The 22,341-nt window shown below is 41.4% G+C and carries 21 protein-coding genes; all 21 read right to left on the bottom strand.

All coding sequences use genetic code 11. The features are described 5' to 3' along the window. Positions 1-1,725: an ABC transporter ATP-binding protein gene (locus tag ADJ60_RS01365; RefSeq protein WP_049542932.1), complete on the bottom strand. Its 1,725-nt coding sequence runs from the start codon at positions 1,723-1,725 to the stop codon at positions 1-3. A 60-nt stretch (positions 1,726-1,785) separates the two neighbouring features. Beyond that, on the bottom strand, positions 1,786-2,724 hold the full coding sequence (msrB, locus tag ADJ60_RS01360) for a peptide-methionine (R)-S-oxide reductase MsrB (protein WP_049542929.1): 939 nt from the start codon (positions 2,722-2,724) through the stop codon (positions 1,786-1,788). Positions 2,725-2,938: 214 nt separating this feature from the next. Then, positions 2,939-3,808: a homoserine kinase gene (thrB, locus tag ADJ60_RS01355; RefSeq protein WP_049516101.1), complete on the bottom strand. Its 870-nt coding sequence runs from the start codon at positions 3,806-3,808 to the stop codon at positions 2,939-2,941. 1 nt (position 3,809) lies between these two features. Next, complete coding sequence (locus tag ADJ60_RS01350) at positions 3,810-5,096, bottom strand: homoserine dehydrogenase (protein ID WP_049542925.1); 1,287 nt, start codon at positions 5,094-5,096, stop codon at positions 3,810-3,812. Positions 5,097-5,247: 151 nt separating this feature from the next. Continuing rightward, a complete protein-coding gene (gene mecA, locus ADJ60_RS01345) occupies positions 5,248-5,985 on the bottom strand; it encodes an adaptor protein MecA (protein WP_045606088.1) in 738 nt (245 codons plus the stop codon). Positions 5,986-6,301: 316 nt separating this feature from the next. Next, entirely contained in the window at positions 6,302-7,336 is a 1,035-nt protein-coding gene (locus ADJ60_RS01340; protein ID WP_049542922.1) for a hypothetical protein, read from the bottom strand. Next, positions 7,329-8,798 carry an O-antigen polysaccharide polymerase Wzy family protein gene (locus ADJ60_RS01335; RefSeq protein ID WP_049542920.1) on the bottom strand — a complete coding sequence of 490 codons (1,470 nt, stop codon included), beginning with the start codon at positions 8,796-8,798 and terminating at the stop codon, positions 7,329-7,331. Before ADJ60_RS01335 ends, ADJ60_RS01340 begins: the two co-directional genes overlap by 8 nt. 15 nt (positions 8,799-8,813) lie before the next feature. Then, entirely contained in the window at positions 8,814-9,800 is a 987-nt protein-coding gene (locus ADJ60_RS01330) for a glycosyltransferase family 2 protein (protein WP_049542918.1), read from the bottom strand. A 1-nt stretch (position 9,801) separates the two neighbouring features. Further along, entirely contained in the window at positions 9,802-10,905 is a 1,104-nt protein-coding gene (locus tag ADJ60_RS01325) for a glycosyltransferase (protein WP_080983306.1), read from the bottom strand. Then, a complete protein-coding gene (locus tag ADJ60_RS01320) occupies positions 10,895-11,740 on the bottom strand; it encodes a LicD family protein (RefSeq protein ID WP_080983305.1) in 846 nt (281 codons plus the stop codon). The genes ADJ60_RS01325 and ADJ60_RS01320 overlap by 11 nt, the downstream gene beginning before the upstream one ends. A 120-nt stretch (positions 11,741-11,860) precedes the next feature. Beyond that, positions 11,861-13,171 carry an LCP family protein gene (locus ADJ60_RS01315; RefSeq protein ID WP_049542915.1) on the bottom strand — a complete coding sequence of 437 codons (1,311 nt, stop codon included), beginning with the start codon at positions 13,169-13,171 and terminating at the stop codon, positions 11,861-11,863. After that, a complete protein-coding gene (pheA, locus tag ADJ60_RS01310; RefSeq protein WP_049542913.1) occupies positions 13,168-14,016 on the bottom strand; it encodes a prephenate dehydratase in 849 nt (282 codons plus the stop codon). Before pheA ends, ADJ60_RS01315 begins: the two co-directional genes overlap by 4 nt. Continuing rightward, the gene (locus ADJ60_RS01305; protein WP_049542912.1) at positions 14,013-14,489 is read right to left on the bottom strand and encodes a shikimate kinase; all 477 of its coding nucleotides are present in this window, start codon (positions 14,487-14,489) and stop codon (positions 14,013-14,015) included. The genes pheA and ADJ60_RS01305 overlap by 4 nt, the downstream gene beginning before the upstream one ends. Continuing rightward, positions 14,482-15,765, bottom strand: coding sequence for a 3-phosphoshikimate 1-carboxyvinyltransferase (aroA, locus tag ADJ60_RS01300; RefSeq protein WP_049542910.1), 1,284 nt, complete (start codon positions 15,763-15,765; stop codon positions 14,482-14,484). The genes ADJ60_RS01305 and aroA overlap by 8 nt, the downstream gene beginning before the upstream one ends. A 91-nt stretch (positions 15,766-15,856) precedes the next feature. Then, positions 15,857-16,195, bottom strand: coding sequence for a YlbF/YmcA family competence regulator (locus ADJ60_RS01295; protein ID WP_049542908.1), 339 nt, complete (start codon positions 16,193-16,195; stop codon positions 15,857-15,859). A 10-nt stretch (positions 16,196-16,205) separates the two neighbouring features. Further along, complete coding sequence (locus ADJ60_RS01290) at positions 16,206-17,309, bottom strand: prephenate dehydrogenase (RefSeq protein WP_049542906.1); 1,104 nt, start codon at positions 17,307-17,309, stop codon at positions 16,206-16,208. Positions 17,310-17,318: 9 nt separating this feature from the next. Then, entirely contained in the window at positions 17,319-18,485 is a 1,167-nt protein-coding gene (gene aroC, locus ADJ60_RS01285; RefSeq protein WP_049542905.1) for a chorismate synthase, read from the bottom strand. Positions 18,486-18,494: 9 nt separating this feature from the next. Then, positions 18,495-19,562, bottom strand: a complete 1,068-nt coding sequence (aroB, locus tag ADJ60_RS01280; RefSeq protein WP_049542903.1) for a 3-dehydroquinate synthase — start codon at positions 19,560-19,562, stop codon at positions 18,495-18,497. 18 nt (positions 19,563-19,580) lie between these two features. After that, the gene (locus tag ADJ60_RS01275; protein WP_049542901.1) at positions 19,581-20,435 is read right to left on the bottom strand and encodes a shikimate dehydrogenase; all 855 of its coding nucleotides are present in this window, start codon (positions 20,433-20,435) and stop codon (positions 19,581-19,583) included. Next, positions 20,425-21,102 carry a type I 3-dehydroquinate dehydratase gene (gene aroD / locus ADJ60_RS01270; protein WP_000767765.1) on the bottom strand — a complete coding sequence of 226 codons (678 nt, stop codon included), beginning with the start codon at positions 21,100-21,102 and terminating at the stop codon, positions 20,425-20,427. The genes ADJ60_RS01275 and aroD overlap by 11 nt, the downstream gene beginning before the upstream one ends. Next, complete coding sequence (locus ADJ60_RS01265) at positions 21,099-22,262, bottom strand: class I SAM-dependent rRNA methyltransferase (protein ID WP_049542899.1); 1,164 nt, start codon at positions 22,260-22,262, stop codon at positions 21,099-21,101. The genes aroD and ADJ60_RS01265 overlap by 4 nt, the downstream gene beginning before the upstream one ends. Positions 22,263-22,341 lie beyond the last annotated feature (79 nt).

Raw genomic sequence — 22,341 nt, 5'->3', positions numbered from 1 at the left:
CTAGTCCTCCTTTCCATGTTGGGATGCATTGATTTCACGATAGACTTGACTCGATTTCATCAAATCCTCGTGCTTGCCGATAGCTAGGAGCTCACCTTTTTCCAAGAGGAGAATCTGGTCAGCCATCTGTAAAGTCGAGGTTCGTTGAGAGATCAAGATTAAGCTCGTATTTGGCAAATTTTCTCGAATAGCTTTCAAGAGCTTGGACTCGGTAATGGTGTCGAGGGCCGAAGTCGCATCATCTAAGATGAGAAACGGAGCCTGGCGCAAAACTGCGCGAGCAATAGACAGCCTTTGTTTTTGTCCACCTGAGAAATTTCGACCTCCTGCCTCAACTAGGGCATCCAAGAGTCCTTCCTTTTCACTGACAAAATCCTTGGCTTGCGCAATTTCCAATGCCTGCCAGAGTTCTTGGTCAGATAGTTCTTGATCTAAACCTAGAGTCAAGTTGGAACGAATGGTTCCTTTAAAGAGTTCAACCTTTTGGGGCACATAGGCAATCCAAGACCGCCACTGCTCCAAATTAAGAGGACTAGATCCATCTCTATAAAGTAAAATGCTACCCTCTTCTGCTGGATAAAGTCCAAGGATGAGTTGCACCAAACTTGATTTACCAGAACCCGTTCCCCCAGTAATACCAAGGATTTGCCCTTGCTTCATATCAAAGGAAATGTCTCTCAGAGAAGGCTGGGCCGCATCAGGATAGGTAAAGGTCAGTTCTTGAACTTGTAAAACCTGATCACTGGTAGCTTGCTTTTGTTCTAATTCTGAATGAATATCTTCTGGAGCCTCAGCAAAAACTTCCTCGATTCGCTTAGCTGAGATATAGGACTGGTTGAGAGAATTGATCAGCATGGCTAGCTTGACCAATTCCACCAAGATCTGTAGGAGATAGTTGATAAGGGCAATGAGAGCACCTTGACTGAGCAATCCTCCTTGAATAGAAATATAGCCTTGCCAGATAATAATAAGGAGGATTCCATTAACAATCAGATAGGTCAGGGGTGTTAATAAACTAGACCAGAAACCTGTCTTTTCTTGTAATCTAGCATAGACTTGGTTAAGAGTTTGAAAAATATGTAACTCTCGTTTTTCTTGATCAAAAGCACGAATAACTCGCATGCCTTGTAATTGCTGGCGCGTTTCCTGAACCAGTTGGTCCGTTTTTTTTCTCAGACTGCTGTAGAGAGGATTGACCAGTCTAGAAAGCCATACAATGACAATGGTCAAAATGACAACCATGACCAAGAACCAGAAAGTCAGCTCAGCTGAGATTCGATAGGCCATAAAGATAGCCCCAAAAACGATAATAGGCGCTCGCAAAAAGAGGCGCAGGAATTGATTGATACCAGTCTGAATCTGGTAGGTATCCGAAGTCAAGCGAGTCACCAAGCTAGAAGTTGTCAGACGGTCTCTACTGTCCTTAGGTAAAGATAGAATATGACGATAAAGATCGTCTGTCAATTCTTTGGCAAATCCAACCGCAGCCTTAGCTGAGTAGAACTGGGCTATTAAGGCCACTACAACACCAATTACTGCAAAGATAAGGAGCAGACCAATCTGCATCCAGAGATGTCCTTGATTTCTCTGGGGCAAGGATTGGTCAACAATCCCAGCAATCACCATGGGAACCAAGAGCTCAAAAATAGCTTCTAACAGCTTGAATAAGGGAGCTAAAATCGATTCCTTGATATAGGGTTTGAAGTAAGATAATAGGTGTTTCATAAATCCCTTCTATTCGTATTCTGGAAATAAAGAAAGTGGGAAGTGACCACCCTCTCTGTTTTATTTGTTTAAGTAAGGCAGTAGATAGCCATATCCTTCCTCTTCCATCTCATCCTTGCCCACAAAGCGCAAGGATGCAGAATTAATACAGTAACGAAGTCCACCTAACTCCCGAGGTCCATCTGTGAAAACATGACCCAAGTGAGCATTCCCCGACCGAGAACGAACCTCAATTCGCTCCATTCCATGACTCAGGTCCTTGTAGTAGTGAATCAATTCCTTGGAAATCGGACGGCTAAAACTTGGCCAACCACAACCTGAGGCAAACTTATCCTTGGCAAAAAAGAGTGGCTCACCTGTCGTAATATCTACATAAATTCCCTCTTCAAAGGTTTGGTCATAGGCATTGGTAAATGGAGCCTCTGTGGCAGCTTCTTGGGTAACACGATAGGATTCTTCAGATAAACTGCCCTTTAACACATCTTGACTAGGCTTTTCATAGTTTGCTGCATCAATCAATGGCTTCTCAGCATCGGTCACATCGATATGACAGTAACCTGAAGGATTCTTCTTAAGATAGTCTTGGTGGTAATCTTCAGCCAGAATGTAATGACGTAGTTTCTCCACCTCTACTGCAATCTTTCTTCCAAGCATGCGCTCCTGCTCCTGCACCACTGTGTAGATAGCTGGCAAATCAGCTTCATCTTGGTAATAAATTCCGGTCCGATACTGACGTCCACGGTCATTCCCTTGTTGATTGATGGATAAAGGGTCGATGACTCGGAAATAATAAAGCAAAATTTCTCTGAGTGACACTGCCTTCTCATCGTAAATCACTTGAACCGTTTCTGCATGGTCTGTTTCCTTGAGCAGCTGATAATTGGTCGTTTCGACTTGTCCATTAGCATAGCCGACACTGGTTGCTAGCACTCCAGAAATGCGTGAAAAATATTCCTCTAGACCCCAAAAACAACCACCTGCTAGATAAATTTCTGCCATCTTTATTTCTCCTTTATCAAGTTTTTAACTAATACTCTTCGAAAATTAAATTCAAACCACGTCAGCTTCCATCTGCAGCCTCAAAACAGTGTTTTGAGCAGCCTGCGGCTAGCTTCCTAGTTTGCTCTTTGATTTTCATTGAGTATAAACTTCTTTTCAAAAAAAGGATAGGAAGCCCTCTGATCAAGAGTTTCCCCATCCTATCTTCTATTCTTTATTTTGCTTCGACACGGACACCTTGGGTATCAACTTTCAAGTCATGAAGTTTTCCTTTGAAAGGTTGCTTTTCCAATTCCGCCTTAATCGTTGGCATCTTGTCATGAGAAGCCAAAACCATAACTGTCGGCCCAGCACCAGAAAGGTAGGTTGCATAGGCACCATTTTCTTTGGCTACTTGCTTAATCGTTGCAAATTCTCTCACCAAGTCCTGACGATAGCGCTCGTGGAAGAGGTCGCCCTCGATTGCTTGCCCAGCGGTCACCATGTCTCCTGCCAACAAGGCTGCAACCGCCACATTGGCGATAGAACTAGCCGCAACAGCTTCCTTGTAAGACAATTTCTTAGGCAAGACGCCACGGCTGTCTCGAGTACGCAATTCATAGTTTGGAATGTAGGCTAGGAAATCACACTCTGGGAAGTCTGCTACGATAGCAGAAACTTGCCCTTCAACGGAACTTGCAATAACGAGATTACCATAAATGGCTGGAGCCACATTGTCAGGATGCCCTTCAATCTTTGTCGCTAACTGCAATTTTTCATGGTCTGTCAAGTTGAGCTTACCCAATTGATTGGCTAGTTCAATCCCAGCAACGATAACCGAGCTAGAAGAACCCAAACCACGCGCCAAGGGAACATCACTGGTCATTTTCAAACGTTTTGGTTGCAGGTCTGGTACAATTTGCAAAGCGATTTTGAGCAAGAGATTGCGCTCGTCATGTGGAATCCATTTGCCAATCTGGTGTTCAATCAACCACTCATCTCGTTCTTCACATACCTCAATTTGAAGATACTTGGTTACAGCTACACCGACCGAGTCAAATCCTGGCCCGATATTGGCACTGGTTGCAGGTACAATAATCTTCATCTTATTCTCCTAGCACCTTGAAGGTATTCAAGAGGTCGAATTCTGAAACCTTCTTCAATTCAGCTGAGACATTTTCAAGCTGGGCTTTATTAATCTTGTGTGTGATGATCACAACACGCGCCTTGTCACCATCTTTTCCATCTTGGAGAATTTGCTTAAAGGAAATTTCTTGGGCATTGAAGATTTCAGCCAACTTCAAGACCTGACCTTTTGAGTCTGGCGCCAAGATTGAGAAGTAGTAATTTGCTTTGACATCTTCAGGATTTGCCAAGACCAAATCACGGCTATATTCGTTGAAATCTTTACCGATGGTTCCATCATTCAAGCGACGAACAATACGGACAATATCCGCCACAACACTTGTTGCAGTTGGTTTTTGACCAGCACCTGGTCCGTAGTACATAGACTCACCGATACCAATAGATTCTACAAAGACAGCGTTCATCACCCCATTCACACTAGCGAGTGGGTGCGCTTTAGGTAGGAAGGTTGGAGTCACTTCTGCAGCAATTCCTGAAGGAGTTTCCTCGATAGAACCAACCAATTTCACTACATAACCAAGCTCTTGAGCTACAGCTACATCTTCTGGTGTGATGTTACGAATTCCCTTGTGGGCTACGTCATCGAAGGCAACCTTCATGCCAAAGGCAAATTGGCTCAAAATCACCATCTTGTAGGCTGCATCAATCCCATCTACGTCATTTGTAGGGTCACTTTCTGCAAATCCTAGACGTTGCGCTTCTGCAAGAGCATCATTGTAAGACCAGCCTTCTTCCACCATCTTGGTCATCATGAAGTTAGAAGTTCCATTGACTACACCCAATACGCGAGTGATTTTATCAGAAGCCAAGGAATTTGCTAAAGTACGAAGAATTGGAATCCCACCAGCTACTGCTGCTTCGTAGTAAAGTGCTACCTTGTTAGCTTGAGCGATTTCTAACAATTCTGCACCATGGACAGCCAAAAGATCCTTGTTAGCAGTAACAACGTGTTTCCCAGCTTCCAAGGCACGAGTGATAAAGGTTTTAGCAGGTTCAATACGCCCCATCAATTCCACTACAATCGTAATGTCTCGATCTGACAAAATGTCATCCACATTGGTTACAAAGTTAAAGTCATTCCCTGCTGCAAGCAAGCGATTCTTTTCATCTTCATCCTTGACCAATACCTTAGCAACTTCAATCTCTGAATGTGCTGATTGATTGATTTTTTCTCCATTTTCCTTTAGGAGGAAAGGCACACCACTTGCAACGGTACCAAATCCTAGTAAAGCAATTTTAACTGTCATGTTTGTCTCCTCGAAATTTTCTAATATAGCCATTATAACAGAATTTTGTGAAAATTCCTATTATAGTAAATCACTATTTCAATCTAGAAAAGAAAAAACGAATCAGACGATTCGCTCTCCTTAAAATCTAGAAATAATTTTCCAGAAATGATTATCCAATCTTTTGCAGATTTAGCACTGCATCGTGATTCATCAAGACTTGACCATACTCTTGCAAGACTGAACGACTGATGTCACTATCGTCTGCAAACTCGCGCATACGGGCCAACAGCCAAGCTGGATATGGACTTGGATGATTTTCAATATCCACTAAAATGGTCAAATAATAGCGCTCATTCATCTTGTAGAGTTCAGAAGTTTCCATCTCAAAAGTCACTGTCTTGGCAAAAGCCACCAAGTCAGCCAACTTAGCAAAAGAAAGGATGTAATAGATGTAAGGCTCTTTCTTGCTCTCAGCTTCTTGTTCAGCCTGTTCCTGCTCTTCTTCCTTGGCTTCGACTTGCTCTAGAGATTGAATCGCTTCGATATCATCCTTAGTTTTGTCTGCGATGCTTTTTTCCAAGGTTTTGATAAATTCATCTGGCGACATTTGAGCCAATTCTTCCATGTCTGGCAAATCCGATAAGTCTTCAAAATCTAGATTTTGGTCAATCTTTGATTTGGTTACAAAAACATCAACCTTATCAGGTTTTGGAGTCACACGGAAGCTCAACATACCTGTATCCAAAAAGCTCTCAGGCATCTCTAACTCATCCAAGATGGCATAAAAGAACTCTTCTGTTTTTTCTTGAGGGACAAGAAAGTCAGCAATCTCCATGCCACGATCCATCAAATCCTCTAAAGACATCGTGATTTTTAAAGTTGTATCACTGATTTGTTTCATTTTCATTGCTAGTAACCTCATACTTTCAGTTCTATCTATTATACTAGATTTTTACGATTTTATCAAAAGAAGGCTCCTCTGCCGGGATAGATTTTCCATAGGGTAACTTCTGTAGAAGACTCTAATACTCTTCGAAAATCTCTTCAAACCACGTCAGCTTTATCTACAACCTCAAAGCAGTGCTTTGAGCAACCTGCGGCTAGCTTCCTAGTTTGCTTTTTGATTTTCATTGAGTATAAGAGAAAATTTCTGCAGACAAATAGAAAAAGCCTTCAAAATCAAACTTCTCGTCTGACTTTGAAGACCTGATACATTAGAATTCTTATAATTTAAAGGTTGCTACACCCAGGATAGAACGATTTAAGTTTCGAAGGATTTGAAGACTTTGCTCAAATTTCTTATAACGAGTTACTCCGTATTCTTCAACAAGAAGGACTGTATCTCTTTCCAAAAGAGATGGTACGTCCTGTAAATCTACAAAATGCATTCCTTTTAAAGCCTCTTGATTTTGTTTCAATTTATCTAGGATAGCTTTATTTGAGCTAACGATAGTCAACTCTTGACCAGCATTTTTGTATGACAAGACATCTGCTAGGTTAGCAATTGTTGTAATCTCTGTTACAAAATCAATTTGATACTGAGAAAAATCACCTGCTCTATTGATTGTTGGATTAAAGAGATAAACCAATACATTTCCCATCACAACCAAAATCACACAGACTACTCCAATAACAGCTAAACGTAGAATCAAGTTTTTCACATTCAATCCAAGCGCTGTCTCACCGTTTGCATTCAATTCTTTAGAGTTGATGGTTTCCAATTTTTCAATTTTTACATTTGCATAAGTGTGTTTAAATTTCTCAATCAATCCATCAATTTTTCGCTCTAACAAGTCATTAGCATCTTTACTTGGTGTCAAAATTTTCACACCAACCCCTGCATCGTCAATCATATAGTAGACGGTCAATTTTTTCCACCAATAGTCACTTGTAGAATTTTTCAAAGTTGTCTCTGTAGTATCCAATTCACTGGCAATTTTTTTCAACTCATTCGGTTCTACATCATTGAAAAGATATGCTCCATTCAAATTCCCATCAATCAATTTTCCGTAGAAATCACTATAACCACCAATTTGATGATTCAAAATCGTTTTAGCTGAATCTTCCGGAGGTGTGATTTTATAGCTAATATACGTTGAATAACTTGTTGTGTCCTTGACAGTGTTTTTATTCTTAACTGCTTTAATTGTAAATGGTATAGCAATGAGAGCAAATAAAGCGATGAGAGCTAAAATATTTGCTTTTCGTTTTTTGTAAAGATTTGCAAATAAATCAGCTACTGAATAATGTTCAAACATGATTTTTTTCTCCTTTGTTTAGTAGATACTGGTTCTCTTTTGTAAGCATTTTCGCTACGAATAGAATCACAAGAACAATTCCCCAGAATTGCATTGTAAATAGATTGAAGAAACTTTCTGAAAAGCTACTTCTTGGCATAAAGAATAGATTATTCAAGATGAGTAGGGACAAGGCAAATAGAATTGTTCTTGAGCGGTAGGCTACTTGCAACATGGCTATAAATAGCATACCGAGTAAGAGACTAAGTAGAAAGACTCCTATCATACCATAGTCTGTATACAACTCCATAATATAACTACTTCCGATACCATGTCCTTTCAAGTATTCCTTGTTCAAGACAAGATAGGATAGATTATGGGCATAACTATTACTATCAATAGCTAGTTCCACACTATTGGTTGTATGTTCAAAGGCTTTTCCTCCGAAAATGGCCCCTAAACTTCCCCTTGCAAAATAATCAAGAACAGGACCAAAAGTAAAATTACGGAAATCTCGGTAAGGGAGGCTACTGTTAAATAGAAAACCTCGAGCCAAAACACCAAAACTGGTTCCTTGTTTATAGATAAAGTCAAGTAAGATATCCCAGAAACCTGTATGGGAAACTTGGACATTATCCCGTACATAATTAAGTATTCCCATCGCTAACATGAGAATAGGAGAACCTACAAAAATCGCTAACTTTTCTTTAAATCCAATCCATTTTCCCTTTTCTGTTTGCTCCCGCATAAAGTAGTAAACAAAAGCAAATAGAATACTTAAAATAAAGGGATTGCGTGTCCCGATTGCCAAATGAATAGTATTAGCTGCAATAAAGGAGACAAGCACTGCTGTTGCCTGCCATTTCTTTGGCTTGGTTGCCAAATACATACACATTGCATAGACCGTAAATGTTGATAAGATATAGGTAAAATAAGGCAGTTTACTTTCAAAGTTTGCATAGTAGGCATAGTAGGAAGTCTGCAAGCGATACAGGAGCCGTTCAAATAACCGAATGAAATAGAAAGGATAGGTTAGAAGAAAAACTCCTAGCGATACAAAGCGCAACCGCTTGATGTAAACATCTTTTAGAGAACTTCCTATCTTGGGTACTTTTATTTGCTTTCTAGCTATAAAATAGCGAGCTAGGAGCCCCCCTGTGGTCAATCCCAATATCGAAACCATGACAACTATAAAGGCAAAGCGATAGGCTATGGGATGATAGGTATCCAAAGCACCATCCCTAAAGTAATCAATAGTCGGCCTTGATACCAGAAATACAAAAATAGTTAAAAAGAAAATAAAATGGATTAAGTAATACTTGATATCATTCCAACAAGCAATTAAGCTACTAACCAGTAAGAACAATAAAGTAGAAAGCAAGCTAACATTGTTATTATTAAACAGATACACAATTCCACTTACTAGCGTCAAGGCATAACTGACTATAGTCAAACTAAATAATAATCGTTTTCCATCAATCACTTGCTCACCCCCGTTCTAATGTAATTTTTTAGATTTTTCAATATTTTTTAGTAATAAGAATCGGTATAAGGAAATATTTATGAATAGAGCCAAAGCACTAATTCTTCTCCCCTTACGAAAAATTGGATTCCTAGCAATAGTAAAGGCATGGCCTTTTAAAAAACGATGAATCTGAGAATAGGCTTCAAATTGTTTATACTGATCATCTAGTAACATCTTATCCAGAATAAAGAAGTGGGCATAGGCCAATCTGAAAAAAGCAACCTCTTTCAAGTCAGGATAGTTTTTCACAACTTCATTGTAAAACTTTTGGTAGATATCAATATAAGCTAAATCCTTCTCTGCATAGGGTTTAGTCGTAATACTATCCCCTCTATGGAAATAGTAATAATAGGGTTTGGTATTAACAACGTACTTCTTAGCCAACTTGATTAAATCAAAATGATAATAAGCATCTTCATAAATCAATCCCTTTGGAAAGGATAGGGCAGTTGCAATCTCTCTCTTGATTAGCTTATTGCAAATCGTTCCAGGGATTTTTTCACCTATGAGGTATTCCCTTAGAAATGTTTGGGAATCACAGACAAAATACTCATCCTGATTGGCTGACTGTGGGCTTTCATCATTAGCATAGACATTCATGACACCACAGCTCGAAACATCCGCATCTTCTTGAATTAATTGCTCATATAAGCTCTGAATCATTTCTGGATGGATATAATCATCTGAGTCAATAAAAATCAGATAATCTCCGTGAGCCTGCTTCATTCCATCGTTTCGTGCTTGCGACAAACCTTCATTCTTTTTATGAAGCACTGACACCCTATCATCTTGTTCAGCGATTGAATCACACAAGCGACCACTTTCATCCGTTGCTCCATCATCAACAAGAATGATTTCCAGATTCTGATAGGTCTGCTTCTGAATGGAAGCTATCGATTTTTCTAGGTACTGCGCCACATTATAGACTGGCACAATGACACTAATTAATGCAGTTTCCATGCTACTCCTCTAATAGTTTTTCTACTTGTTCGATTTGTTTGGCAATTGTGAATTGTTGAATGAATTGGTTAGCCTCATTGACATCGAAGTTTGAGGCAGAGGTCATGTAGTTCGTAATTGCCTGAGCTGCCTCTTGATTGCTCTCAATGATTTGTCCAAATCGTCCTTCTTGAGATAATTCCTCAGCTCCTCCGACATCCGTAGAGACAAAAGGAATTCCCAGACTCAAGGCTTCCACATACACTCCAGGAAAACCTTCTTGTTTAGACATAGACAAGAGAACTTTCATCTGAGACAAATACTGATAAGGATTTTTTTGATAACCAAGGAAATGTACATAGTCTTCAAGCTCATATTCTTTGACGCGTTTTTTCAGTTCCTCTTCCATATCCCCAGCCCCGATAAAATAGAGATGATAGTTTTTTCCCTCTCGGTGTAATAATCGTATCACTTCCACCACACGGTCAGAACCCTTATTTTCCTCAATCCGTCCAATGGTACAGATACTTTGAGGAGCAATCTCGATATCGATCTTCTCTTGAGATTTTTCTAGAATAGTCTTAAAATCATAACCATTGTAGACCGTCTGTAATTTCGAAGCATAGTCTGGATAGACTTCCTTGATAGAATGACTGGTCTTTTTTGAAATTCCTACAATGGTATCCGCAGCATCCAACTGGCGTCTATGTGATTCTCTTTTGGAGCTATCCTTAAGAAATTCTTCAATACTTCCATGAATCCAAGAGATTTTCTTGACTTCTTTTCTTTTAGAGAACAAAAGTGGAGGATTCATAATGGTAAAGGAAACTTCAACATCATAGTCATCTTTCACCAGTAAGCGACGGGTCAGTCTTGGAAAATAAATTCTCATTCTCCACAAAAGAGCTCGTAACCATCTGGCTTGGCGGTAATCCTGAAGAGATTTTAAAATGCATACATGTTTAGGAACAGATTCGTATCCCTTGTCAAAGTGCTCCATTTCAAGAATATCAATATCATACTTTTCTGGATCTAGATTTGAAACAATGGTAGATAGAATCTTCTCTGCTCCACCCCCGAGAGAAAAAGACCACATAAAAAATAATATTTTTTTCTTAGCCACCATATTCTCCCTTGTATTCTGTATAAGACTTATCCATATCAGCGATGACAGCATCATGATGTGGTAGCTGCTTATCTACTGGTGGCGGCGTCATATAATCCCCAAAAGCAGTGCTGAGATAAGCATCATAGCCGACTGGAACGGGCATCTCTGTCTCTTCAAATGGCAAGAAAAGATTATCTTCAAAAGATTCGATTAGGTACTTGTTTCTCATGTAACCAGGACCCGAGCATAATTCCGTGATTCCATCGCTCTCATCTAGACTGTACTTGGTCATTTCTTTTTCAGCTTTTTTCCAAATGCGATAACGAAGAGATTTTGGAGTCAAACCGAGTAAAATGCAACTTCCCCATTTCATAAGTGCGCCATGTTTTTCTGGAATAGTTTGGGCACAAAAGAGTGAATAAATCAGTGCCCAGCGAATCTGCTTCTTTCGCTCAGCTGAATTTTTCGGATAATAATCCAAAGGCAACACATCCAAGGCCAAACCATGTGGTAAATTCAAATCCTGCTGGTAAGGTTTGATACAGGTGGTTTCCTTGTCACGAATGGTAATAAAAAGATTACGATCGACAAAATCCTTGTTACTCTTTGACAAGAAATAACGCTCATCTGCATAACGAGGCCATATTTCTGCTAATTTCTCATAATCCTTACGAGGCATAAAAAAGTCTAGGTCGTCATCCCAAGGAATGAAACCCTTGTTTCGAAGGGCACCAATAGCACCTCCACCACAAAGATAACAAAGCAAATCATGTTCCTTGCAAAAAGCCACAAAATATTCAGCCATCTCCAGACTTCGAGCCTGAATTGCTTTTAAATCAGTCATATTGTTCATTATTCTTTCTATCGTATCGTTCCATTATACCACAAATAAGGGATGAAAATCTATTGCAGACTGTAAAAAATCAAAGCCTGACTGCTAGATAAATAGCCTTCAAACTTTGATTTTTCTATCTTATCTCATTCCCATTTGAGATAGCTTGGTTTGATATTTATTTTGGTCTACTAAGAGTGCCTGTCCTCCATAAACATCATAGGCATCGACCCAATCACCTAGTTCTGGAACTGTTAATCTCTCAATACCATTTTGCGCTCCATCTAGGAAGGATAAACCATTGGTCAATAAGAAACTATAAGGAACATTCGTAGAGATCATCCCAAAGACCTTACCAAGTGCTTCTGATCCAGTAAAGAGTTTGGTTGGATCCTTGAGTTGCTGCAGAACAGCTGTCAGCACTTGCTGTTGTCTCTTGGTACGACCATAATCACCTTCGTCATCATCACGAAAACGTGCATAATTGAGCAAGGTTGAACCGTTCATCTGCTGTTTCCCAACTTTGATAGTCTGGGTTGGTGACTCTGTTTCCGTAGCATGCAAGTCATCTCCCACCGTAGCTTCGGTTAAAGGTTGACCTTCTAAGGTTGAGAATTTGGCATCAATCGTCACACCATCAGGAAATAGAGTGTCAATAGCGGTTGCGAAGGCCTGGAAATCAACCAAGGCATAATACTTAATATCCAAGTCAAAATTGTCTTTTAGGACTTTCCGGACCATTTCTGCACCTTTTTGTCCTTCCTGTTCACCTAGTTCATAGGCCACATTCAACTTATTATCTGACTGCTTTCTACCATTAATGACTTGGCTGTAACCATCTATATAAACCAAATTGTCACGCATGAAGCTGACCAGCTTAATTTTCTTATCTGAGCCACCAACATTTAGTACCATAATCGAGTCCGTTCTCGTCTCAGCACTATTTTGGCCAATCCGTCCATCCGTCCCCATAATCAAAATATTGACCCCATCCTTGGTATCTTGACCATGAAAAACTTCTACTTGAGCTGCCTTAGCATTGGCAGGTTTGGTTGGATCCGCATTTGAATAACCTTTTAGGAACATAAAAATCATGCCAAAACCGACACAGGCTAGAAGAGCAAGCAACCCTGCAAAAATGCGCCCCCAACGAATCTTACGTTTTTTGGACTTAACCTTTGGAAGAGAGTGGCTTTTCTTGTATTTTTTTGCACGGCTACGGTTACCATAGGATGGAAGAGGAGACTGATTGATTGGTTCCATGAAGGACTCTTCCAAATCGTAATTTTCATGATGAATTTCTGGAGAAGCTTCACTACTGCTAGCCATATTTAACTTACCTTGCAAGTAAGCAAACTCTTTTTTCTCTCGCTCATTGAGATAATGAATATTCTTAAAGAGATAGTCATAGCGCAACTGCTCGTGATGGCTTAAAGGATTTTCTTTACTCATCTTCTCTCCTTTCCATGGTCTGATATTGGATAAATAGGATAGGCACCCAGTACTTTATACTGGATTCCAATCGCTTCTAATTCTTTTTGGGCAAAGTGGACCAGATCCTTATCGGCATAGTCCACATCGATTATGAAAAAGTATTCGCCCAGTGCTGTCTTGAGTGGACGACTTTCAATTTTTGTCAGGTCAATTCCTCTCCAAGCAAAGGTCGATAGGGCCTTATAAAGTGCACCTGGAAGATTGTCAGGTAAGGTCAATGCCAAACTCATTTTTTCAGTTTGTGCTTTCAAGGGAATACTAGGCTTTTCAGCTCCCAGAACCCAGAATCGTGTGAAATTGGCTTCCATTTCTTGAATATCTTCAGCAATCAGTTCCAAGCCATATTCTTCAGCAGAACTTCTTGGTGCAATGGCTGCATAAGGCTGGTCTGGATGTTCGGAAATAAAACGGGCCGCATAAGCTGTACTAGCTGTTACCTCGATTTGGGCCTCTGGATACTGTTCATCGATGAATTTCTTACCTTGAGCCAAAGCCTGTGGATGTGAAAAAATCTTTTCAATCTTAGTATGACCTGGAACCACCATCAACTGCTGGTGAATAGGCTGAACAATTTCTGCCACTGCTTGAATGCGAGCCTGATGAAAAAGGTAGTCCAAGGTTTCATGCACACTACCCTCGATAGAATTTTCAACTGGCACCACAGAATAGTCCACCAAACCTTGCTCATAGGCCTTGATGACATCTGTAATATTAGCAAAGGCCTGCAATTCCTCATGAGGAAAAGCTGTCTGCACAACGTGGTGTGAAAATGATCCCTTGGGACCTAGATAAGCAATTTTCATCTCAGTTCCTCTATAATTTCATCTGGGCTTAGCTCGGTCACATCCAAAATCCGACTAGCCACTTCCTCATACCAAGCCTGTCTTTCTTGGAAAATAGCTGCTAATTCTTCCTTGCTATTATTTAGAAAAAGCGGACGCTGATTGTCCTTATCAGTTGATATTCGTTGGTAGAGGGTTTCAAAATCAGCTTTCAGGTAGATATTATCAGAATTTGTCTTTAGTAAGTCACGATTTCGCTGAGAAACGACCACTCCTCCACCAGTTGACACAACTTGGTCTCTTTGTAGTAAATCAGCTAGGACTTCTGATTCTACCTGACGAAAGGCCGCTTCTCCCTTTTCAGCGAAAAAATCAGCAATGGACATGCCCAAACATTCCTCGATTAAGGCATCCATATCGATGTAGTCTGGGTTCAAACCTCTTGCAATAGTCGATTTGCCAGCCCCCATAAATCCGAGTAATACCTTAGCCATGAATCAAGTTCTCCAAATCATCAAAGAAGCTAGGATAGCTGGTATTGATGGCTTCTGCACGATCAAGCTCCACTACTCCATCAGCAACCAAGAGGGCCGCGATAGCTGTCATCATGCCGATACGATGGTCTCCAAAAGTATTGACTCTAGCACCGTGAAGTGCTGATTTTCCTTTGATAATCATTCCATCAGCTGTAGGTGTGATATGCGCACCCATGCTATTTAAGGCGTCTGCCACAACCTGAATGCGGTCTGTTTCCTTGACCTTAAGTTCCTCAGCATCCTTGATAACTGTGACACCTTGGGCTTGGGTCGCCAGCAGGGCAATAATTGGCAATTCATCAATCAAGCGTGGAATCAAAGCACCACCAATCTCTGTTCCTTTGAGGTCTGAAGACTCAACAGTTAAGGTAGCAGATTTAGCGACTGGGTCAATTTCAGTTATTTCTAGTTTTCCACCCATGGCACGAATGACATCGATAATTCCTGTACGCGTTTCGTTAATACCTACATTCTTAAGCACTACACGAGAATTTGGAACAATCAAACCTGCGACTAGCCAAAAGGCTGCACTGGAAATATCTCCTGGAACAACCACCTTTTGTCCAGTCAGTTTTTGAGGCCCTTGGACTGTGATTTTCTTGCCATCCACACTTAAATGACCACCAAATTGTTGCAGCATATCTTCAGTATGATTACGAGTGCACTCTTTTTCGATAATTACAGACTCCCCCTGAGCCTGCAAGGCCGCAAACATCAAGGCTGACTTGACTTGGGCAGAAGCAATTGGCAACTCATAATGAATAGGTTTTAGGTTTTTCGTCCCTTTTAAATGAAGGGGAGGCAGGTCTCGCTCAGTTTGCCCTGAAATACTAACGCCAATTTTTTTCAAGGGAAGGGTCACACGATCCATAGGACGTTTGGATAGACTGTCGTCTCCGAACATCTCTACTTCAAAGTCTGCACCAGCAAGGACACCTGAAATCAGGCGAATCGAGGTTCCAGAATTTCCCATATCAAGGGCATTTTGTGGAGCTTTTAAGCCATCCATACCTACACCTTGAATGGTAATAACCCCATCTTTATCCTCAATCTCAACACCAAGGTCACGAAAGACTTGCATGGTCGAAAGGACGTCTTCGCCACGTAATATATCATAAACCTTGGTCTCACCCTCAGCCAAACTTCCAAAGATAATGGACCGATGGCTAATAGACTTGTCACCTGGAACTCGGATACTGCCGTGTAAGTGGCTAATGTTTGTTTTTAGTTTCATACTGGACCTCATACTTGCAATACTTTTACCTATTTTATCATAAAAAGCCAGAAATTCCTTAAAAATTCCTGACTTTATGATAGTTATTTTCTTATTTTAGCAATTCTGAAACTGGTTCGAAAACAATTTTTTCAATGTCAGAAAGGTAAATTGCCAATTGTTGTTGCTTAGTAAAAAATTCTGATAAGAGGCTATTCCCTTGAATCTGCTTACCAAAGCCTTCCATTTTCGCTTGAAAGGAAGCGTCTGGCATTTGACCTGTCTGTGCCAGTCTTTGAATTTCGTCTTGGAAGGCAACATATTCTGTAAAAATTTTGCTTGCCTCAGCATCTGCTGAAATAGCATCTTTAGCTGCTTTGACAGCCTTGTATTCTGGTAATTCGCGTAGACCGCGACTGAGTTCGTTTGCACTATCGTAAATATTTGACATAATTTTCTCCTTACTTGATGACGACTGTGTAGTCGGTATTTTCTGTTATGAGATGCTCAGCTCTTTCCAAGTCTTGAGCATTTTTAAATGAAATTTGTAGAATCCCGTGAATATCCTCACGGTTTTCCTCATTGATGTGAATATTAACCAAGGAAGTTCCACGTAACAGTTCCAAAATCCTCAGGATGACATCTTCTTCATCGGGAACATCGACATAGAGGTCATAAGAGCTATCCACACCGCCACGCTTATGAATTTCCATGGTCTGACGTTGCTCACGCGCTTGATTGAAAAAATTCCAGATTTGCTCCTCATCTCCCTTGCTGATAGCCTGACTAACCTCATTCAAACGTTCCTTAAAATCCTCAATCCGCTCTAGGATAGTCTCACGATTGGACAAGAGAATGGAGGTCCACATCCCTGGCTCGCTTTCCGCAATCCGAGTCATATCTCGAAAACCACCTGCCGCAAAGCGCCTTGCCATCTCATGTTCTTGAGCATAGACCGCGGTCTGTTCCATGAGACTAGAAGCCAGAATATGTGGAAAATGGCTAATCTGAGAAGTCACCCGATCATGCTCCTTGGCATCAATTTCGATAAAGCGAGCATGAAGACCTGAAAGCAGAGCCTTCATTTCCTCAAGCGTGTCATGACTTGTCAGGCTTGAAGGTGTAAAGATATAATAGGCATTTTCAAAGAGATTAACATCCGCAGAGGCGGCCCCTGTCTTGTGACTACCAGCCATGGGATGGGCTCCGACGAAGCGAATAGCCTTGCCAACCAAATACTGCTCCGCTACATCTACAATAGCTGACTTGGTTGACCCAGCATCTGAAATAATGACGCCTTCTTTCAAGTCCAAGTTGGCCAATTCCTTAATAAAGGAAATGGTTTGCTTTATTGGCAAGCTGAGAATGATGATATCTGCCAAAGGAGCAAAACTGGCAAAATTATCCGTTGCACGGTCAATCATGCCTTCTTTCAAGGCGATATCTCTCGAAACTTGACTGCGATTATATCCTAAAATTTCATAATCTGGATGATCGCGTTTGATACCAAGTGCCATAGAGGCACCAATCAATCCAAGACCTGCGATATAGACTGTTTTTGCCATAGGAACTCCTTAATAGTTCTTTGTATAGTCTCGGTGTTTAGCTACCGCTTCTTTTAATTCCTCTAGATTATCTGATGAGAATTTTTCAAGGATTTCCTGTGCCAGAACCGTTGCCACAACGGCTTCCATAACTACACCTGCAGCTGGAAGAGCTGTCGGATCACTTCTCTCCACAGTTGCCTTGTAGGGTTCATGGGTTTCGATATCCACACTCGTGAGTGGTTTGTATAGAGTAGGAATGGGCTTCATAACTCCACGAACAACGATGGGTTGCCCATTGGTCATACCACCTTCAAAGCCACCTAGATTATTGGTACGGCGAGTATAGCCGTCTTCTTCAGACCAGAGAATTTCATCCATGACTTGGCTGCCTTTACGATAACCAGCTTCAAAGCCAAGACCAAATTCCACCCCTTTAAAGGCATTGATAGAGACAACTGCTTGGGCAAGTCTGGCATCCAATTTTCGGTCCCATTGGACATAGGAACCAAGACCAACTGGTACGCCTCCGACGACTGTCTCCACAACACCACCGATGGTATCACCGTCACGTTTGATTTGGTCAATATAATCCTTGATTTCTTGTTCCCGTTCTTGGTTGACAATAGAAACTTCTGACTGGGCAGCTCGCTGCTTGATTTCAGCCACAGTTAGATTTTCAGGAACATCGATTCCCTTACCACCAAAGACCACGACATGGTTGGCAATTTCTATCTCCAGTTCAGCCAAGAGGCGTTTGGCAACTGCCCCAACTGCCACCCGCATGGTGGTTTCACGAGCTGATGAACGCTCCAAAGAATTTCTTAAATCATCAAAACGGTACTTGATACCCCCAACCAAATCGGCATGGCCTGGGCGAGGATGGGTGATTTTTCGTTTGCTTTTAAGTCGCTCTTCAATGTCTTCCGCAGACATAATATCCAGCCATTTTTGGTGGTCCTTATTGATGACATCCATGGTAATAGGCGCCCCTGTCGTCTTCCCATGGCGAATACCCGAAGTAAAGATAACCTGATCACTCTCAATCTTCATACGGCCACCACGACCGTAGCCACCCTGACGGCGCTTAAGGTCCTCATTGATATCCTCAGCTGTCAAAGGAAGTCCAGCTGGAATTCCTTCAATGATAGCCGTCAGACGGGGACCGTGTGATTCTCCTGCAGTTAAATATCTCATACACTCTCCTTATTTTACCAAGTAGTCTTTCATCTCTTCCAGAGAAACTGGGTGAATGGTTGCCGAACCAAGCTCTGGTACCAAGACCAACTTCAAGGTATTGCCACGCGCTTTCTTGTCATGAGTAAGAGCCTGATAAAGCTTATCAACATCCCAGTTTTCATAGTCAACAGGTAGTCCAAATTTCTGACACATCTCTGTGATAGATTGGGTAATGCCAGCCGGCATGAGGCCTTTTTCCTCAGCAACCTTGGATATCTGCACCATTCCCATAGCCACAGCCTCTCCATGCATGACTTTACCATAGCCAGCAGTCGCTTCAATAGCATGACCAATAGTGTGGCCAAAATTGAGGTAAAGGCGAACACCATTGTCCAACTCATCCTCAACTACCATCTTGCGCTTGACCTGACAAGAATGTTCAATCAAGGTCTCTGCATGTTCCAGAATGCTCTCCACAGAACCATCCAGCTCTGCCAAGAGAGCCCACAGTTCTGGATCCTCAATCAAGCCGTACTTGATGACCTCTCCCATCCCTTCAATCAACTCTCTTTTTCCGAGCGTTTCAAGGACAAGCGGATCGATCAGAACCCCATCTGGTTGGGCAAAGGTCCCCACCATATTTTTAGCAAATGGAGTGTTGACACCTGTCTTTCCACCGATAGAAGAATCCACTTGGGCTGTCAAACTAGTCGGAATCTGAACAAAATGAATACCTCGCATATAGGTAGAGGCTACGAAACCAGCCAGGTCCCCAACGACACCACCACCAAGAGCCACGATTCCATCGCTACGAGTCAGACCTTGCTTGACTAAAAATTCATAGACTTTCTGGACAGTGGTTAAATTCTTTCTTTCTTCCCCTTCTAAAAAGTCAAAAACTGCTACCTGAAAACCAGCATCTTCTAGGCTGAGCTTGACCTTCTCCGCATAGAGAGAGGCTACATGGTTGTCTGTTATGATAACCACTTTTTGTGGTTGCCAGAGTTCTCGCAACCATTGACCAGCCTGAGCCAGACAACCTTTTTCAATCTGAATATCATAAGGATGATGAGGAATATCGATTCTGATTTTCATAGGAGAATCTCCCTTTCTTTATTGGTATTTTTCTGTTAAGGACTTCCAAATTTCTTCTGTCGGCATTTCCTTGCCTGTCCACAGTTGAAAAGCTTCTGCAGCTTGATAGAGCAACATTCCCAGACCATTGACCGCTGGATTACCCTGACTTCTAGCCCATTTCAAAAATGGTGTTTCAAAGGGTTGGTAAATGATATCTGCTACTATGAGAGTTTCTGGTAAGACTAAGTTTTCAGGAACTGGACATGATTGACCATCCATGCCCACACTTGTCGCATTGACCAGTAAATCCGACCCAGCAATCCTTGCTTGCAGTTCGGGAACATCTTCTAAAGCATACAAGTCCACTTTAAAACCTGTCTGCTCTTGTAACTTGTCTAGATAAGGTCTTGTTTTTTCCATCGAAACCGAACGAACAAAGACAGAAATCTGACTGACACCATCCAAAATAGCCTGTGCCAAGATTGATTTAGCCGCACCACCTGCACCCAGCAAGGTCATCTTCTTACCTGTAATTGTAAAAGAAGGCAAGCTCTTAAAAAATCCCTTGCCATCTGTATTATATCCAATTAAATTGCCATTCTCATTGACAACCGTATTAACCGCACCAATCAAGCGCGCTTCATCGCTCAGCTCATCCAAATAAGGAATCACCTGCTCCTTATAGGGCATGGACAGGTTGATGCCAAACATCTGGTAGCGACGAATATTGGCCACTGTTTCTGCCAAGTCAGCCACTTCAATCTCCCAAGCCACATAAGCACCATTGGTAGCTGTCGCCTCAAAGGCACTATTGTGGATAAAGGGGGAAATCGAATGCTTAATAGGATTGGCAACAACTGCAGCTAAACGTGTATAGCCATCAAGCTTCATCCAAAATCTCCCGAATTTTTTTCATGTTAGCTAGGGAAATCTGACCTGGGGCACTTGCCTCATCTAGACTAGCAAAGGACCAGCTAGAACCTGTCACATCCGCAGTGATACGAGAGACCTTACCCACCTTGCCCATAGAAATAGTTACATATTCCTGCTCAGGATTGAGGGTTTTAAAGCCTCGTGTATAGTTCATCAAGTCTAGCACATCCTGCTCCGTGTGAGCCATCACCGCAACCTTAACAAGTTTTGGATTTAAACTCGTCAACTCTGACAAAATTTCCATCATGTTCTCAGGTGTTTCTTGGAAATTATGGTAACTCAAAACGAGATTTGGGAAGTCCAGCATTTCCTCAAAAACATCCTTGTAGCTATAGTACTCAAAATCAATATAGTCTGGTTGATAGAGTTGCGCCACTTCCTTGATTAGATGGATATATTCTTCTGGAGAAAGGTCGATTTCTCCCCCTTCAGAACGAGTTCGCAACGTGAAAACCAATTCACGACCTGCAAATTTTTCAAAAATCGCTGGAGCCACCTGCAAAATCGCTTCTTTAGGCAGATAGTCGGCACGCCATTCAATGATGTCGGCATCCAGATACCTCGTGGCATCCAGAGCCTGGGCCTCCTCTAAACTTCTTGGCATTACTGAAACGATTAATTTCATTTACTAACCTTCATACTAATCACCTTGAGGTAATTACTACTTTCATCTTTTTTATTATAGGCAAAATCTGCTGGAAGACCGTATTTATTTAAAATCTGGTAACTTCTTCCTGCAAAGCCTTTATCAATTTGTTCTATAAATTTCTGGCGGGATACATTGGCAGCATTGGTGCTGGCAATAATAATACCGCCCGGATTTAAAATCTCAAGACTCTGGGATATCAACTTGTGATAATCCTTAGCCACAGAAAATGTTTGTTTTTTATTCCGAGCAAAGCTAGGCGGATCTAGAACAATCACATCGTAAGTCAAGCCTTTTCGCTTAGCATACTTGAAATACTCAAAGACATCCATGACTATAAAGCGATGGTCGCCTGTGCTGATTCCATTTGCCTGAAAATGCGCTTGAGACAATTCTCGTGAACGTTTAGCTAGGTCAACCGAAGTTGTCTGGCTAGCTCCACCCATGGCCGCAGCTACTGAAAAGGCTGCTGTGTAGGAAAACATATTGAGCAAGGATTTACCCATAGCCAATCCATCAACTAGACTACCACGAACCTCGTGCTGGTCTAGGAAAATCCCTGTCATCAAGCCATCGTTCATAAAGACTTGATAGAGGACACCATTTTCCAAAACAGTGAAAAAGTCAGGTGCTTCTTGGCCATAAATATGGGCAGATTCATAGTCCAAACCCTTAAAGCGGATCTTCTCATAGGTCCCTAACACCTCAGGAAAAGCCTGTCTAAAAGCTTCTGAGATGGTCTGACGAATCTGATAAACATAAGAGTTATACCAAGAAAAGACAGCATAGTCGCCATAAAGGTCCACTGTCAGACCGCCAAAGCCATCTCCCTCTTGGTTGAAGAGACGAAAGGCAGTTGTCAAATCATCTTGATAGTAGGCACTTCTCTTTTCTTTAGCTTGTCTAAACAGCGTTTCAAAGAAAGCTTGATTGAAGGTCACCTTGTCTGTGCTCACAAACCAGCCCAAGCCCTTGTTTTGCTGAGAAAGGTAGGCAGTCCCAAGAAAGGTTCCTTCCTGACTATGGACTTCTACTTCCTGATCCTTGAGATGAACATCTGCAAGGTCACTGGATTCTAGTAAAACCAGACCTTTGGCAAGCTTCTTTTCAACCCTTTTGCTGACTCTTATTCTATTCATAGTCCCTATTATAGCAAATTTTGTGACAATTCTCAAAAAAGAAACTACCCTTGCTTTTTTACTCTAGTTTTAAAAAATG

It is taken from the genome of Streptococcus pseudopneumoniae (assembly GCF_001076775.1).
Classification (GTDB): domain Bacteria; phylum Bacillota; class Bacilli; order Lactobacillales; family Streptococcaceae; genus Streptococcus; species Streptococcus pseudopneumoniae_G.
Note: the sequence above shows the minus strand (reverse complement) of the source record. Positions and strands in the feature narration are given on the sequence as shown.